Raw genomic sequence first — 13,340 nt, forward strand, 5'->3', positions numbered from 1 at the left:
ACCACGCTCGTCACGGGCAGGACGCCCGCCGCGGTCGTCACGGCCCTGGTACCCGCCCCGCTCGTCGCGCGCGGCCGGACGGCCACCGCGGTCGTCGCGACCCTGGTACCCACCGCGGTCGTCGCGCGCCGGGCGTGCACCGCGCTCGTCGCGGGGCTCGCGGCGGCCGGCCTGCTGGCGGCGCACCTCGGCCCGGCGCGACGGAGCGGCCGAGGCGTCGCCCTTGAAGCCGGACGGCCCGCGGCGGCGCTTCGCGTCGCGGGCGTCGGTCTCGGGGTCGAACTCCTCGTCGTCCTCGTCGTAGTACTCCTTCTCGACCTCGGCCTCGTCGAGGGGCACCTCGACGACGTCGGCCTCGTCGACCGGCGCGTCGGCGCTCTCGGTGACGGGCATCGCGTCGATGCGGGGCGACGGGGAGGCGTCGCGCGAGATGGTGAGGATGGCCCCGAGCTCCGCCTTGTTCAGCGAGCGCATGTGGCCGACCTTGAGCGTGCCGAGGTGCAGCGGCCCGAACGACCGGCGCACCAGGTCGATGACCGGGTGCCCGACCGCCTCGAGCATTCGGCGCACGACGCGGTTGCGCCCCGAGTGCAGGGTGATCTCGATGAGCGACGAGTCGGCGGAGCGCGACAGCCCCGCGCCTCCCCCGACCACCGCGGCCTTGTCGGCCGCGATCGGGCCGTCGTCGAGCTCGACGCCCGAGAGCAGCTCGGCGATGACGGCCGGGGTCACGAGGCCCTTGACCTTCGCGATGTAGGTCTTGGTGACGCCGAACGACGGGTGGGCCAGCACGTGCGCGAGCTCGCCGTCGTTCGTCAGCAGCAGCAGTCCGCTGGTCTCGACGTCGAGGCGGCCGACGTTGAACAGGCGCTCCTCGTAGTCGCTGGTGAACTGGGTCAGGTCGGGGCGGCCGTTCTCGTCGCTCAGGGTGCTGACGACGCCGACCGGCTTGTTCAGCATCACGTAGCGGCGCGTCGAGTCGAGCTGCACGGCCGTGCCGTCGACGACGACCTTGTCGGTCGCGGGGTCGATGCGGCGACCGGCCTCGGTCACGACCTTGCCGTTGACCGTGACGCGGCCGGCGGCGATCAGGTCTTCGGAGACGCGGCGCGAAGCGACGCCGGCGGCGGCCATGACCTTCTGGAGGCGCTCGCCCGAGGGCAGGTCGTCAGAGGTGGGGGTGGTGTCAGTGGGCATCGTCGAATCCTCCGGATCCGTCGGAGAGGAGCGGGGAGATCAGCGGGAGCTCGTCGAGCGAGCTGATGCCGAGGTGGGTCAACAGGAGTTCCGTCGTTTCGTAGGTGGTGGCGCCCGTCTCGGGATCGGTGGACGATTCCGTGACCAGGCCTCGACCCAGCAGCGTGCGGACGACCGAGTCGACGTTCACCGCGCGGATCTGCGCGATGCTGCTGCGGGTGATGGGTTGCTTGTAGGCGATGACCGCCAGCGTCTCGAGAGCCGCCTGCGACAGTCTGGACGGGTTCTGCGTCATCACGAAATCCCTGACGACGGGGTCGTGCTCCTCGCGGACGTAGAACCGCCAGCCGACGCCGACCTCGCGCAGCTCGAAACCGCGCCGCACGCCGCCGTCCACGCCGTCGAAGTCGGCGACCAGCGCCTCCACCGCCCGGCGCACGACAGGGACGGGCTCGCCGACCGCGGTGGCGAGGTCGACGAGCGACTGCGGCTCGTCGGCGACCATCAGCAGCGCCTCCAGGCGCCGCTCGACGGAGCCGACGACAGTCGTCACAGGGTCAGCCGTCATAGTCGGCCCCCAGCGCGGCGAGGCTCTCGTCCGTCCAGGTCTCGGCGACCCAGCGCACGCTGAGCTCCCCCAGCGGCTCGATCTGCTCGAACGACACCGACCCGTGCCGGTAGAGCTCGAGCAGCGCGAGGAAGCGGGCGACGACGACGCCCTTGACGTCGACCCCGGAGACGAGCTCGCGGAAGGTCAGCAGCCCGCGCCCGCGCAGCAGCGCGACGACGACGGCGGCCTGCTCGCGGATGCTGACGAGCGGCGCGTGCAGGTGGTCGAGGCCGATGGTCGGCACCTCGGCCGGGGTCAGCGCGAGCGTGGCGAGGGCGGCGAAGTCGTCGGGGCTGAGGGTCCAGACGAGCTCCGGCGTCGTGACCCGGTACTTCTCCTCGAGCCGCACCGACCGGGCGTGCCGTGCGGCCTCGGCGACCGACCGCTCGGCGAACCACTCGGCGGCGAGCTTGAACGCGCGGTACTGCAGCAGGCGGGCGAAGAGCAGGTCGCGGGCCTCGAGCAGGGCGACGTCCTCCGCGTCGACGAGCTCGCCCTGCGGCAGCAGCCCGGCGACCTTGAGGTCGAGCAGGGTCGCGGCGACGACGATGAAGCCGCTGGCCTGGTCGAGGTCGGCGTCGGTGTCGAGCCGTCGGAGGTGGGCGAGGAACTCGTCGGTGACGGCGCTCAGCGCGACCTCGGTGACGTCCATCTCACGCTTGCTGATCAGCGTCAGCAGCAGGTCGAACGGGCCGGTGAAGTTGTCGAGGGCCACGGCGAAGCCGGGCACCTCCGGCGGCACGGGCGCGTCGCCCCGTGCCGAGGCACCGCCGTGCGCGACGTCGCTCCGCCCGGGAGCGACGTCGACCGTCACCGTCGTGGCCGGCTCAGGCTGCGGCACCACGCGCGATCAGCTCTCGGGCCAGCTGGCGGTACGCCTGGGCCGCGGGGTGCTCGGGCGCGAACTTCGTGATCGGGGTCCCGGCGACGGAGGCGTCGGGGAACTTGACGGTGCGGCCGATGACGGTCTCGAGCACCTCGTCGCCGAACGCCTCGACGACGCGCTCGAGCACCTCGCGGCTGTGCAGCGTGCGCGAGTCGAACATCGTCGGCAGGATGCCGTCGAGCTCGATGGCGGGGTTGAGCCGGTCGCGCACCTTCTCGATGGTCTCGACGAGCAGCGCGACGCCGCGGAGGGCGAAGAACTCGCACTCGAGCGGGATGAGCACGCCGTGCGCCGCGGTGAGGGCGTTGACGGTCAGCAGCCCCAGCGAGGGCTGGCAGTCGATCAGGATGACGTCGTACTCGGCGCTGACCTGCCGGAGGATGCGCGCGAGGATCTGCTCGCGGGCGACCTCGTTGACGAGGTGCACCTCGGCGGCGGAGAGGTCGATGTTGGCCGGCATGACGTCGAGGCCCTCGACGCGGGTCGGCACGATGACGTCGTGCGCGTCGCGGACGGCGCCGATCATGAGGTCGTAGATCGTCGACTGGTCGTGCGACTGCACGCCGAGGCCGGCGGTGAGGGCGCCCTGCGGGTCGAAGTCGATGGCGAGCACGCGGCGGCCGTACTCGGCGAACGCGGCGCCCAGGTTGATGGTCGTCGTGGTCTTGCCCACGCCGCCCTTCTGGTTGCAGAGCGTGATGATGCGCGCGGGGCCGTGGCTCGCCAGCACGTCGGGCGTCGGGAACTCGGTGCGGGGGCGCCCCGTCGGGCCGTTCGCGGGGACGGCCGCCGGAGCGCTCTCGAAGAGGGCGGGTGTGCTCGGGGTCGGCTTGGTGCTCACGGGCTCCATAGTACGAGCGCCCCCGAGCGGGGCGCGGCTGCCGCGCCCGGCCCGTGCACAGGAAGCCTCATGCGGCAGGTGAAGGTCTGACGGCCTTCCGGGCCCGGGGGTGGGCAGTCGAGTACATGTCGCGGAGGGCGTCCGCCGTGACCAGCGTGTAGATCTGCGTCGTGGCGACCGACGAGTGCCCGAGCAGCTCCTGCACGACTCGCACGTCGGCCCCGCCCTCGAGCAGGTGGGTGGCGAACGAGTGGCGCAGCGTGTGCGGCGACACGTCGAGGCCGAGCTCGGCCCGGTCGGCCGCGCCGCTGATCACCAGCCAGGCGTTCTGCCGCGAGAGCCGGGCGCCCCGAGCGCCGAGGAAGAGCGCGGGGGTCGCGTCGCCCCGGGCCGAGAACTCGGGCCGGCCGCGCACCAGCCAGGCGTCGAGCGCCCGCCGGGCGTAGCTGCCGAGCGGCACGAGCCGCTGCTTGCCGCCCTTGCCGAACAGCCGCACGACGTCGCCCTCGACCACGTCGTCGACGTTCAGCGACACCGCCTCGCTGACCCGGGCACCGGTCGCGTAGAGCAGCTCGAGCAGCGCCTTGTCGCGCACGCGCGCGAGCTCGTCGCCGTCGGTCGCCGCGAGCAGCGCCTCGACCTGGGCGACCGAGATCGCCTTGGGCAGCCGCGACGGCAGCTTGGGCGGCCGGGTCGTGGCGGCCGGGTCGACCTCGAGCAGCCCCTCCTCGACCAGGAACCTGTGCAGGCCCCTGACCGACGACAGCACCCGGGCCACGCTGGAGGCGCCGAGCGGCTTCTCCGGCCGGGTCGCCAGCGCGACGGGGAACGACGCCACGTCGCCCGGCTCGACCTCGTCGACCGAGTCCCGCCCGAGCGCCGCCAGGTGCGCCTGCCAGAGCACGAGGTCGCGGCGGTAGGCCGCGGTCGTGTTCGGGGAGAGGCCGCGCTCGACGGTGACGTGGCGCAGGTACCGGGCCACCGCCTCCTCGACGGTCGTCACGGCCTGCCGCCCCGTCGGGCCGTCAGCGGGCCGCGACCGCGGCGAGCGCCGCGATGCTGAGGATGGAGTTGTGCAGCCGGCCGGCGAGCACGCCCTCCACGACCTCGTCGAGGCTGACCCACCGCGTCACGATGTCGGCCTCCTCGTCGGAGCGGTCGAACGCCCCCTCGGTCGCGCTGACGCCCGTGGCCCGGTAGACGGTGACCATCTCGTCGTTGCCGCCGGGCGAGGTGTGGAACGAGACCAGCTCGTCCCACGTGGTCGCCTGGAGGTCGGCTTCCTCCATCAGCTCGCGCTTCGCGGCGTCGAGCTTGCTCTCGCCCTCGGCGTCGAGCAGCCCCGCGGGCAGCTCCCAGTCGCGCGAGCGGATGGGGTGGCGGTACTGCTGGATGACGAGCACGCGGTCCTGGTCGTCGACCGCCAGGACGGCGACGGCGCCCGTGTGCGCGACGTACTCGCGCACCATGGGCGAGCCGTTGTAGTCGACGGTGTCGCGGACGACATTCCAGACCGCGCCCTCGAACACCGTCTCCGAGCTCGTCACCTCGGGCGCTGCGGGCTCGTCGCGCAGCAGCTCGCCCTCGGCGCCCATCAGGCCACGACCTCGGCGGCGTCCGTCACGCCGGGCGTCGCGCCGTCCGCGTCGTCGGCGAAGAGCTTGCTCGAGTTCTGACGCTCGAGCGACGCCTCGACCAGGCCGCTGAAGAGCGGGTGGGCGTGGTTCGGGCGCGAGCGCAGCTCGGGGTGCGCCTGCGTGCCGATGTAGAACGGGTGCACGGCGCGGTCGAGCTCGACGTACTCGACGAGGGTGCCGTCGGGCGACGTGCCGGAGAAGACCAGGCCGGCGTCGGCGATCTGCTGGCGGTACTGGTTGCTGACCTCGTAGCGGTGGCGGTGGCGCTCCTCCACGAGCTCCGAGCCGTAGAGCTCGGCGGCGAGCGAGCCGGTCTGCAGAGCGGCCGGGTAGAGGCCGAGGCGCATGGTGCCGCCGAGGTCGCCGCCCGCGATGATGTCGACCTGCTCGGTCATCGTCGCGACGACGGGGAACTCGGTCTCGGGGTCGAACTCGGACGAGGAGGCGCCGGTCAGGCCGGCCTCGTTGCGCGCGTACTCGATGACCATGCACTGCAGCCCGAGGCAGAGGCCGAGCGCGGGCACGCCGTTCTCGCGGGCGAACTTCAACGCGCCGAGCTTGCCCTCGATGCCGCGGATGCCGAAGCCTCCGGGCACGCAGATGCCGTCGACCTGGCTGAGCGCCTTCGCGGCGCCCTCCGGGGTCTCGCAGTCGTCGGAGGGGATCCACACGAGCTTGGCCTTCGCCTGGTGCGCGAAGGCGCCGGCCCGGAGCGCCTCGGTGACGGAGAGGTAGGCGTCGGGCAGGTCGATGTACTTGCCGACGAGGCCGATGGTGACCTCGTGCTTCGGCTGGTGCACCGCGTCGAGCACGGTCTGCCAGCCCGACCAGTCGACCTCGCCGGCCTTCTCGGCGAGGCCGAGGTGGCGGATGATGTAGCTGTCAAGGCCCTGGTCGTTGAGCATCGACGGGATGTCGTAGATGCTCGCGACGTCCTTCGCGTTGACCACGGCGTCCTCGTCGACGTCGCACATCAGCGCGATCTTGCGCTTGTTGGCGTCGCTGACGGGACGGTCGCTGCGGAGCACGAGAGCGTCGGGCTGGATGCCGATCGAGCGGAGCGCGGCGACGGAGTGCTGGGTGGGCTTGGTCTTCTGCTCGCCCGAGGCGCCCATGTAGGGCACCAGCGAGACGTGCACGAAGAAGACGTTCGATCGGCCGAGCTCGTGGCGCACCTGGCGGGCCGACTCGATGAACGGCTGGCTCTCGATGTCTCCGACGGTGCCGCCGACCTCGGTGATGATGACGTCGGGCTTCAGCTCGCCCTCGGCCTGCTGCCGCATGCGGCGCTTGATCTCGTCGGTGATGTGCGGGATCACCTGGACCGTGTCGCCGAGGTACTCGCCGCGGCGCTCCTTGGCGATGACGGTCGAGTAGATCTGGCCCGTGGTGACGTTGGCGGCCTGGTCGAGGTTGATGTCGAGGAACCGCTCGTAGTGACCGATGTCGAGGTCGGTCTCGGCGCCGTCGTCGGTCACGAAGACCTCGCCGTGCTGGAAGGGGTTCATCGTGCCCGGGTCGACGTTGAGGTACGGGTCGAGCTTCTGCATCACGACGCGGAGGCCGCGGGCGGTCAGCAGGTTGCCGAGGCTGGCGGCCGTGAGGCCCTTGCCGAGCGACGAGACCACGCCGCCGGTGACGAAGATGTGCTTCGTGACGGCCGCGGGAGCGGCTGCCGTGGACGAGGGGACCTCAGAAGGGCCACCCCCGTCGATCGAGGAGGAATCAAGGCCCGAGTTCTGTTCGTTCACCACGGGGTTCCATCCTATGTCACGCGGGGGCCCGTCGGCACCCCGCTGTCGGGTCACGGGCGCCGGTCGGCGCCGGCGGAGGCCAGCTGGAGGAGCTCGCGGGCGTGGTCGAGCCCGCTCGCGCTGTCGGGCAGGCCCGAGAGCAGGCGTGCCATCTCGGCCACGCGCTCGTCGCCGTCGAGCTGCTGGACGCTGCTCGCGGTGACCTCGCCCGAGGCGTCCTTGACGACGCGGAGGTGGTTCGTGGCGAAGGCGGCGACCTGCGCGAGGTGCGTCACGACGATCACCTGGGCCCGTTCGGCGAGAGCCGCGAGGCGGCGGCCGATCTCGATGGCCGCGGCGCCGCCGACGCCGGCGTCGACCTCGTCGAAGACGAACGTCGGCACCTCGCTCGACCCGGCCATGACGACCTCGAGGGCGAGCATGACGCGCGAGAGCTCGCCGCCCGAGGCGCCCTTGCCGAGCGGGCGCGGCTCGCTGCCCGGGTGCGGGCGCAGCAGGAGCGCCACGGCGTCGGCCCCGGACGCGCCCAGCTCGCCGCGGGGCGAGACCTCGACGACGATCTCGGCGCCGGCCATCGCCAACGCGCGGAGCTCCGCGCTGACCCGGCTCGACAGGTCCGCTCCGGAGGCGCGGCGCAGGTCGGTGAGGACGCTCGCCCTGGCCTCCGCCTCCGCCCGGAACTGCTCGACCTCGTCGTCGAGCTGCACCAAGCGGTCGTCGTCGCTGTCGAGCTCGACGAGACGGCGGCTGCCCTCGTCGAGCAGGCGCAGCGCGTCGTCGACGGTCGGGCCGTGCTTGCGGAGCAGCGAGCCGATCTCGGCCCGCCGCGTCTGGACGACCTCCAGGTCGCCGGCCGCGTCGGCGTCGAGGCTGCCGAGGTAGCTGGAGAGCCGCGACGACGACTCGCTGACCTGGACGCTGACCTCGGCGAGCAGGTCGGCGATCGGCTGCAGCGCGGCGTCGTGCGGGGCCACCCGCTCGACCTGGCGCCGTGCCTCCTCGACGAGCGAGAGGACGTCGCGGGTGCCGTCGACCGCGTCGGTGGACAGGATCTCGTGGGCCAGCACGGCGGCGAGCCTCAGGTCTTCGGAGTTGCTGAGCCGCTCGGCCGTGGCGTCGAGCTCGTCGAGCTCGCCCGCGACGGGCGAGACCGCCTCGATCTCGTCGATCGCCTCGCGCAGCGCCTCGGCCTCGGCCCGGCGGGCGTCGCGGTCGCGGGTGATCTCGTCGAGCTCCGCCCGCGCCGCTTGCCAGGCGTCGTAGGCCGACCGGTACGACGTGGCCGCCTCGGCGAGAGGGGCGCCGCCGTGGGCGTCGACGGCGGCGCGCTGCGCCTGCGCCGACTTCAGCCGGATCTGCTCGCTCTGACCGTGCACCACGACGAGGTGGTCGGCGAGGTCGCCCAGGACGCCGATCGGGGCGGTGCGCCCGCCCACGACGGCCCGGCTGCGGCCCTCCGCCGAGACGACGCGGCTGAGGAACAGCTCGCCGTCGTCGACGTCTCCCCCGGCGTCGCGCACGCGCGAGACCACCGAGCCCTCCTCGGGCACGACCCAGCGGCCGTCGACGACCGCCTGGGCGCTGCCGGAGCGGACGATGCCGCTCTCGGCCCGCTGGCCGAGCAGGAGGCCGAGGGCGGTCACGACCATGGTCTTGCCCGCGCCGGTCTCGCCGGTGACGGCCGTGAACCCGGGGCCGAGGGGCAGGGTCGCCCGCCCGATGACGCCGAGGTCGCGGATCGCGATCTCCTCGATCACTCGGCGGCCGCCTGGTCGGGCCCGCGCCAGCCGGTGACCGGGAGGTGGAACTTCGCCACGAGGCGGTCGGTGAACGGCCCCTGGCGGAGGCGCGCCAGCAGCACCGGCTGCGTCGAGCGGGTGCACTCCACCCGGGCCCCGGGCGGCAGGTCGTGCTCGCGTCGGCCGTCGCACCAGAGGATGCCCTTGGCGTCGGTGCGGTTCATCACCTCGACGGCGAGGGTGGAGTCGGGGCCCACCACGAGCGGGCGGGCGAAGAGCGCGTGGGCGCTCAGCGGCACGAGGAGCAGCGCCTGCACCTCGGGCCAGACGACGGGGCCGCCGGCCGAGAACGAGTAGGCGGTCGACCCGGTCGGGGTCGACATGACGACGCCGTCGCAGCCGAAGGAGGAGAGCGGCCGCCCGTCGACCTCGATGACGACCTCGAGCATCCGCTCGCGGGACGCCTTCTCGACCGTCGCCTCGTTCATCGCCCAGGTGCGGTAGACGACCTCGCAGTCGGTGGTGACCGTGACGTCGAGGGCGAACCGCTCCTCCACGTCGTAGTCGGCGGCGAGCACGCGCTGCACCGTCTCGGTCATCTCGTCGCGCTCGCTCTCGGCGAGGAACCCGACGTGGCCGAGGTTGACGCCGATGATGGGCGACCGGGTGCCGCGCACGAGCTCGGCCGCGCGGAGGATGGTGCCGTCGCCGCCGAGCACGATGACGCACTCGAGCTGGTCGGCCACGACGTCGTCGCCGAGGATGTGGACCTCGCCGACCTCGGGGGCCGCGACGCGGATGTCGTTCCACTCGTCGAGGGGCAGGACGGGCACGACACCGGCCGCGCGCAGGAGGCCGCAGACCTCCAGCGCCGCCCCGATGGAGTCCGGTCGCCCCGTGTGCGAGACGACGAGGATGTGTCGTGTCGAAGTGATCTCTCTCACGCTCCCGTCGTGGTGTCTGCCGTGCTCAGCCATTCTGTCGGATTCGTCCCGGTCGAGGCCGAGAAGTGCACCACGTACTCCTTGTTGCCCGCCGTCCCGACGATCGGTGAGGGGATGAGCCCCGCCGTGCCGAGGCCGAGGTCGTGGGCAGCCCAGAGCACGGTCGTCACGGCCTCGGCGCGCAGCGCCGGGTCGTGCACGATGCCCTCGCGGACGCCCTGGCGGCCGACCTCGAACTGCGGCTTGACGAGGAGCACGAAGTCGGCGCCGGTGCCGAGCGACGCGGTGAGCGCGGGGAGGACCATCGTCAGCGAGATGAACGAGAGGTCGGCCACGACGAGGTCGACGTCGTCGGCCCGGTCGGTGAGGCCGCGCAGCTGCTCGGCGGTGAGGTAGCGGGCGTTGACGCCCTCGACGACGGAGACGCGGCGGTCCGATCGCACCGACGGCGACAGCTGCCCGTGGCCCACGTCGAGGGCGACGACGTGCTCGGCGCCACGCTCGAGCAGCACCTGGGTGAAGCCGCCGGTCGAGGCGCCGACGTCGAGGGCGGTGCGACCGGCCGGGTCGACGCCGAACGCGTCCAGGGCGCCGACGAGCTTGTGGGCGGCTCGGCTGACGTAGTGGTCGAGGCCGGCGACCTCGACGCGGTCGGTGACCGAGACACGGGCGGAGGCCTTGACGGCGCCCGTGCCGTTGACGGTCACGAGGCCGTCGGCGAGCAGCCGGGCGGCGTGGGTGCGGGACCGCGCGAGGCCCCGGCGGGCGAGCGCAGCGTCGAGGCGCTCGTCGACGGCCTCGGCCGCGACCGGCTCGTCGGCCACGGGCTCGGGCGCCGAGGTGCCGCGTCCGGAGCGGAGGGGCTTCCCCGAGGCGTCGACCGTCACCGGGGGCCTGCCGCGCCGTCGGCCGTCGTGCCCTCGAGCACGCCACGGAGCTCGTCGTGGAGGGCGGCGAACGAGTCGGCCCGCGACTCCAGCGGGGACTCCTCGACCTGGCGGAGGCGCGCTTCCAGGCCCGGCACTGCCGGCGGACGGTCGTCCGTGCGCTCGCGCTCGGAGCGCTCGTGCCCGGGGTCGTCGATCTGCTGCATGGTGGCGTCCACCCTAACCGTCGGGGTGGAGGGCCGGGTCGATGTCGAGCCCGTAGATCGCACGCCCCGTGCCCCACACGGCGGCCGCGCCGGCCCGGAGCAGGTCGACGGGGTCGGGGCCGGGCGTCATGACGCGGACGGTGCCGCCGCGCACGGCTACGCTCGCGCCGCGCACGGTGACGACGTGCACGTCCCCCTCGTCGTGCTCGACGACCTGGGGGTAGGGCTGCGAGAGCTCACGGAGGTCGCCGAGCACGAAGTCCGGCCGCGACCGCGCGTCGGCGGCGAGGAGCTGCTTGGCTCCGTCGATGCCGGTGAGCACCAGCACCGAGACGAGGCCGGCCTCGTTCGCGCCGACGACGTCGGTGTCGAGGCGGTCGCCGATGAACAGCGCCTTCGTGGCGCCGAAGCGCTCGACGGCAGCGTGGTAGATCGGGGTCTCGGGCTTGCCCGCGGTGACCGGCAGTCGCCCGACGGCCGTGTGCACGGCCGACACGAGGGTGCCGTTGCCGGGAGCGGTGCCGCGCTCCTGCGGGATGGTCCAGTCGGTGTTCGTGGCGATCCACGGGATGTCGGCGGCCAGGGCGTACGACGCCTCGGCGAGGTCGGCCCAGCCCACGTCGGGGCTGAAGCCCTGCACGACGGCCGCGGGGTGGTCGTCGGCCGACCGCGTGACGACGAAGCCCTCCTGTTCGAGAACGGAGGTCAGGCCGACCCCGCCCACGACGAGGACGGTCGAGCCGGCCGGCACGGCGTCCGCGAGGAGGCGCACGGCCGCCTGCGGGGAGGTCACCACGTCGTCCTCCCCCACCGTCAGCCCGTAGCCGGAGAGCTGCTCGGCCACCGTGGCCGCGGTGCGCGACGCGTTGTTGGTGATGTAGCCGACACGGTGGGTGCGGGAGGCGGCGGTCAGGCTCTCGACAGCGTGCGGCACGGCAGCGCGGCCCCGGTACACGACGCCGTCGAGGTCGGCGAGGACGGTGTCGACGCCGTCGAGCGGGGACGGACCGTCAGCCACGGTCGCCGGCCTGCTCGTCGTGGGGCTGCTCGTCATCGCCGTGCTCGTCGTCGCCGTGGTCTTCCTCAGCATGCTCGTCCGCAGCGTCCTCGTCGTCCGAAGGCGAGTCGACGACGCCGTCCGTCGCCTGCTCGTCCCCGGCAGGGCCGTCCGCGTCCCCGGGGTCCTCGTCGTCGGCGGTGACCTCGGCGGTCACGCCCTCGACGTCGATCCACTCGTCGTCGAGGTCGACCTCGAGCTCCTCCTCGACGATCTCGACGGTCTCGAGGTCGTCTCCCCCGGCGAGAGCGTCGAGAGCAGCGGACGCGCGCTCGGAGAGGGCACGCCACTCGTCGCCCTCGGACTCCCGACCGAGGTCGTCGAGCACCGTCGCGTACGCGTCGAACAGCGCGGGGCTGTACGAGAAGGCCTTCTTGCGGTCGAGCTGGGGGATCTCGAGCTCACGCAGGGCGGCGTCGGGCTGACCGAGATCGAGGCGCGCGCCCGACATCGCGATGGCGAGCTGGACGCGGACGGGCACGTCGAGCGTCGCCACGTCGACCGAGCGGCCCAGCTCGAGGGCGCGCTCTGGACGCTCGAGGCCCCGCTCGCTGTCGACCATCAGGGGCAGGTGATCGTCACGACCGGAGATGCGACGGTAGGTGCGCAGCTCGCGGAGGGCCATGGCGTAGTCGCCAACGGTGTAGGCCGTGATGGCGATCGTCTCGCGGACGACGCCGATGCGGCCCGCACGACGACCGGCCGAGAGGGCGTGCTTGTGCGCCTCCTCCGGGTCCTCGTCGATGAGGCGACCTGCCATCACGAGGTGCTTGGCGACCCAGTCGGCGTTCTCCTTGCTCAGCGTCTTGAGCTCGCCACGAGCGACCTTGTCGAGGTCGCGGGGCTCCACGTCGTCAGGGACGTGGGCGACCTCCTGGGCCGGCCGGACGGACTTCAGGCCGTACGGGTCGCGCTCTTCCGGGGTCTGGCGATCCCGCGAGTTGAAGGAGTCGCGGCCACCGCCACGACCGCCGGCTGCGGCCCCGCGGCCGGGCGCGCCCCGACGGTCGCCCCCGCCCGGGCGGTCGGACCGCTGGGGGCGGTCGCCGTAGGACGGACGGTCCGAGCGCTGCGGGCGATCACCCGAAGGGCGGTCGGACCGCTGCGGACGGTCACCGTACGACGGGCGATCTGACCGCTGCGGTCGATCACCCGACGGGCGGTCGGACCGCTGCGGACGGTCACCGTACGACGGACGGTCAGAACGCTGCGGTCGGTCGCTGGACGGACGATCGGACCTCTGAGGCCGATCTCCCTGACGGGGGCCAGAACCCGGCCGGCGGTCAGCCGAGCCGCGCTGCCCGTCGGGGCTGCCCTGTGCCGGGCCTCGCGCGTCACGGCGTCCGCCGTCACGACCGCTGCCGGAGCCCGTGGAGCCGCCAGAGGAAGGGGAACGTCGGGGCCGGTCGTCTCGGTCGTCGTCGCGGTCGCTCACAGAGGTTCTCCTCGGGTCTTCTGGCTGCTGTTGTGTTGTGGCGCCCCGACTCTATCTCAGGGCCTTCGCCCGGGAAGGGCGGACAAACACGAAAGGCCCCTCCTGTGGAGGGGCCTTTCGGTGTGCCAGTCATGCTGGGCACTAAAG

Annotated in this window: 12 protein-coding genes and 1 pseudogene; all 13 read right to left on the bottom strand. The window is 73.0% G+C overall.

Annotation, left to right across the window (positions count from 1 at the left end):
- Positions 1-417: 417 nt before the first annotated feature.
- Positions 418-1,197: pseudogene (locus ASF82_RS15535) on the bottom strand (pseudouridine synthase); the annotation flags it as partial.
- Complete coding sequence (gene scpB / locus ASF82_RS07560; RefSeq protein WP_056055403.1) at positions 1,187-1,765, bottom strand: SMC-Scp complex subunit ScpB; 579 nt, start codon at positions 1,763-1,765, stop codon at positions 1,187-1,189. The pseudogene ASF82_RS15535 and the gene scpB, both read right to left, overlap by 11 nt.
- Positions 1,755-2,549, bottom strand: coding sequence for a ScpA family protein (locus ASF82_RS07565; protein WP_056056006.1), 795 nt, complete (start codon positions 2,547-2,549; stop codon positions 1,755-1,757). The genes scpB and ASF82_RS07565 overlap by 11 nt, the downstream gene beginning before the upstream one ends.
- A gap of 85 nt (positions 2,550-2,634) precedes the next feature.
- Positions 2,635-3,543, bottom strand: a complete 909-nt coding sequence (locus ASF82_RS07570) for a ParA family protein (protein ID WP_082514396.1) — start codon at positions 3,541-3,543, stop codon at positions 2,635-2,637.
- 58 nt (positions 3,544-3,601) lie between these two features.
- Positions 3,602-4,537, bottom strand: coding sequence for a site-specific tyrosine recombinase XerD (locus ASF82_RS07575; protein ID WP_056055406.1), 936 nt, complete (start codon positions 4,535-4,537; stop codon positions 3,602-3,604).
- Positions 4,538-4,559: 22 nt separating this feature from the next.
- A complete protein-coding gene (locus ASF82_RS07580; RefSeq protein ID WP_056055410.1) occupies positions 4,560-5,129 on the bottom strand; it encodes an NUDIX hydrolase in 570 nt (189 codons plus the stop codon).
- The gene (locus tag ASF82_RS07585; protein ID WP_056056011.1) at positions 5,129-6,886 is read right to left on the bottom strand and encodes a CTP synthase; all 1,758 of its coding nucleotides are present in this window, start codon (positions 6,884-6,886) and stop codon (positions 5,129-5,131) included. The genes ASF82_RS07580 and ASF82_RS07585 overlap by 1 nt, the downstream gene beginning before the upstream one ends.
- An 89-nt stretch (positions 6,887-6,975) precedes the next feature.
- Positions 6,976-8,682, bottom strand: a complete 1,707-nt coding sequence (gene recN / locus ASF82_RS07590; protein WP_056055414.1) for a DNA repair protein RecN — start codon at positions 8,680-8,682, stop codon at positions 6,976-6,978.
- On the bottom strand, positions 8,679-9,641 hold the full coding sequence (locus tag ASF82_RS07595; protein WP_056055417.1) for an NAD kinase: 963 nt from the start codon (positions 9,639-9,641) through the stop codon (positions 8,679-8,681). The genes recN and ASF82_RS07595 overlap by 4 nt, the downstream gene beginning before the upstream one ends.
- Positions 9,605-10,432 (bottom strand): TlyA family RNA methyltransferase, encoded by an 828-nt coding sequence (locus ASF82_RS07600; RefSeq protein ID WP_056056013.1) that lies wholly within the window; start codon positions 10,430-10,432, stop codon positions 9,605-9,607. Before ASF82_RS07600 ends, ASF82_RS07595 begins: the two co-directional genes overlap by 37 nt.
- A gap of 59 nt (positions 10,433-10,491) precedes the next feature.
- Positions 10,492-10,701, bottom strand: a complete 210-nt coding sequence (locus ASF82_RS07605) for a hypothetical protein (RefSeq protein WP_156369947.1) — start codon at positions 10,699-10,701, stop codon at positions 10,492-10,494.
- A 13-nt stretch (positions 10,702-10,714) separates the two neighbouring features.
- Complete coding sequence (locus tag ASF82_RS07610) at positions 10,715-11,755, bottom strand: HAD-IIA family hydrolase (RefSeq protein ID WP_056055423.1); 1,041 nt, start codon at positions 11,753-11,755, stop codon at positions 10,715-10,717.
- Entirely contained in the window at positions 11,712-12,608 is an 897-nt protein-coding gene (locus ASF82_RS07615) for a hypothetical protein (protein ID WP_156369948.1), read from the bottom strand. Before ASF82_RS07615 ends, ASF82_RS07610 begins: the two co-directional genes overlap by 44 nt.
- Positions 12,609-13,340 lie beyond the last annotated feature (732 nt).

Source organism: Frigoribacterium sp. Leaf164 (assembly GCF_001423665.1).
Classification (GTDB): domain Bacteria; phylum Actinomycetota; class Actinomycetes; order Actinomycetales; family Microbacteriaceae; genus Frigoribacterium; species Frigoribacterium endophyticum.

Coding starts and splice junctions, on each gene's coding strand:
- scpB (WP_056055403.1), bottom strand. CDS start 1,765: ATGACGGCTGACCCTGTGACGACTGTCGTCGGCTCCGTCGAGCGGCGC.
- ASF82_RS07570 (WP_082514396.1), bottom strand. CDS start 3,543: ATGGAGCCCGTGAGCACCAAGCCGACCCCGAGCACACCCGCCCTCTTC.
- ASF82_RS07580 (WP_056055410.1), bottom strand. CDS start 5,129: ATGGGCGCCGAGGGCGAGCTGCTGCGCGACGAGCCCGCAGCGCCCGAG.
- ASF82_RS07595 (WP_056055417.1), bottom strand. CDS start 9,641: ATGGCTGAGCACGGCAGACACCACGACGGGAGCGTGAGAGAGATCACT.
- ASF82_RS07605 (WP_156369947.1), bottom strand. CDS start 10,701: ATGCAGCAGATCGACGACCCCGGGCACGAGCGCTCCGAGCGCGAGCGC.
- ASF82_RS07610 (WP_056055423.1), bottom strand. CDS start 11,755: ATGACGAGCAGCCCCACGACGAGCAGGCCGGCGACCGTGGCTGACGGT.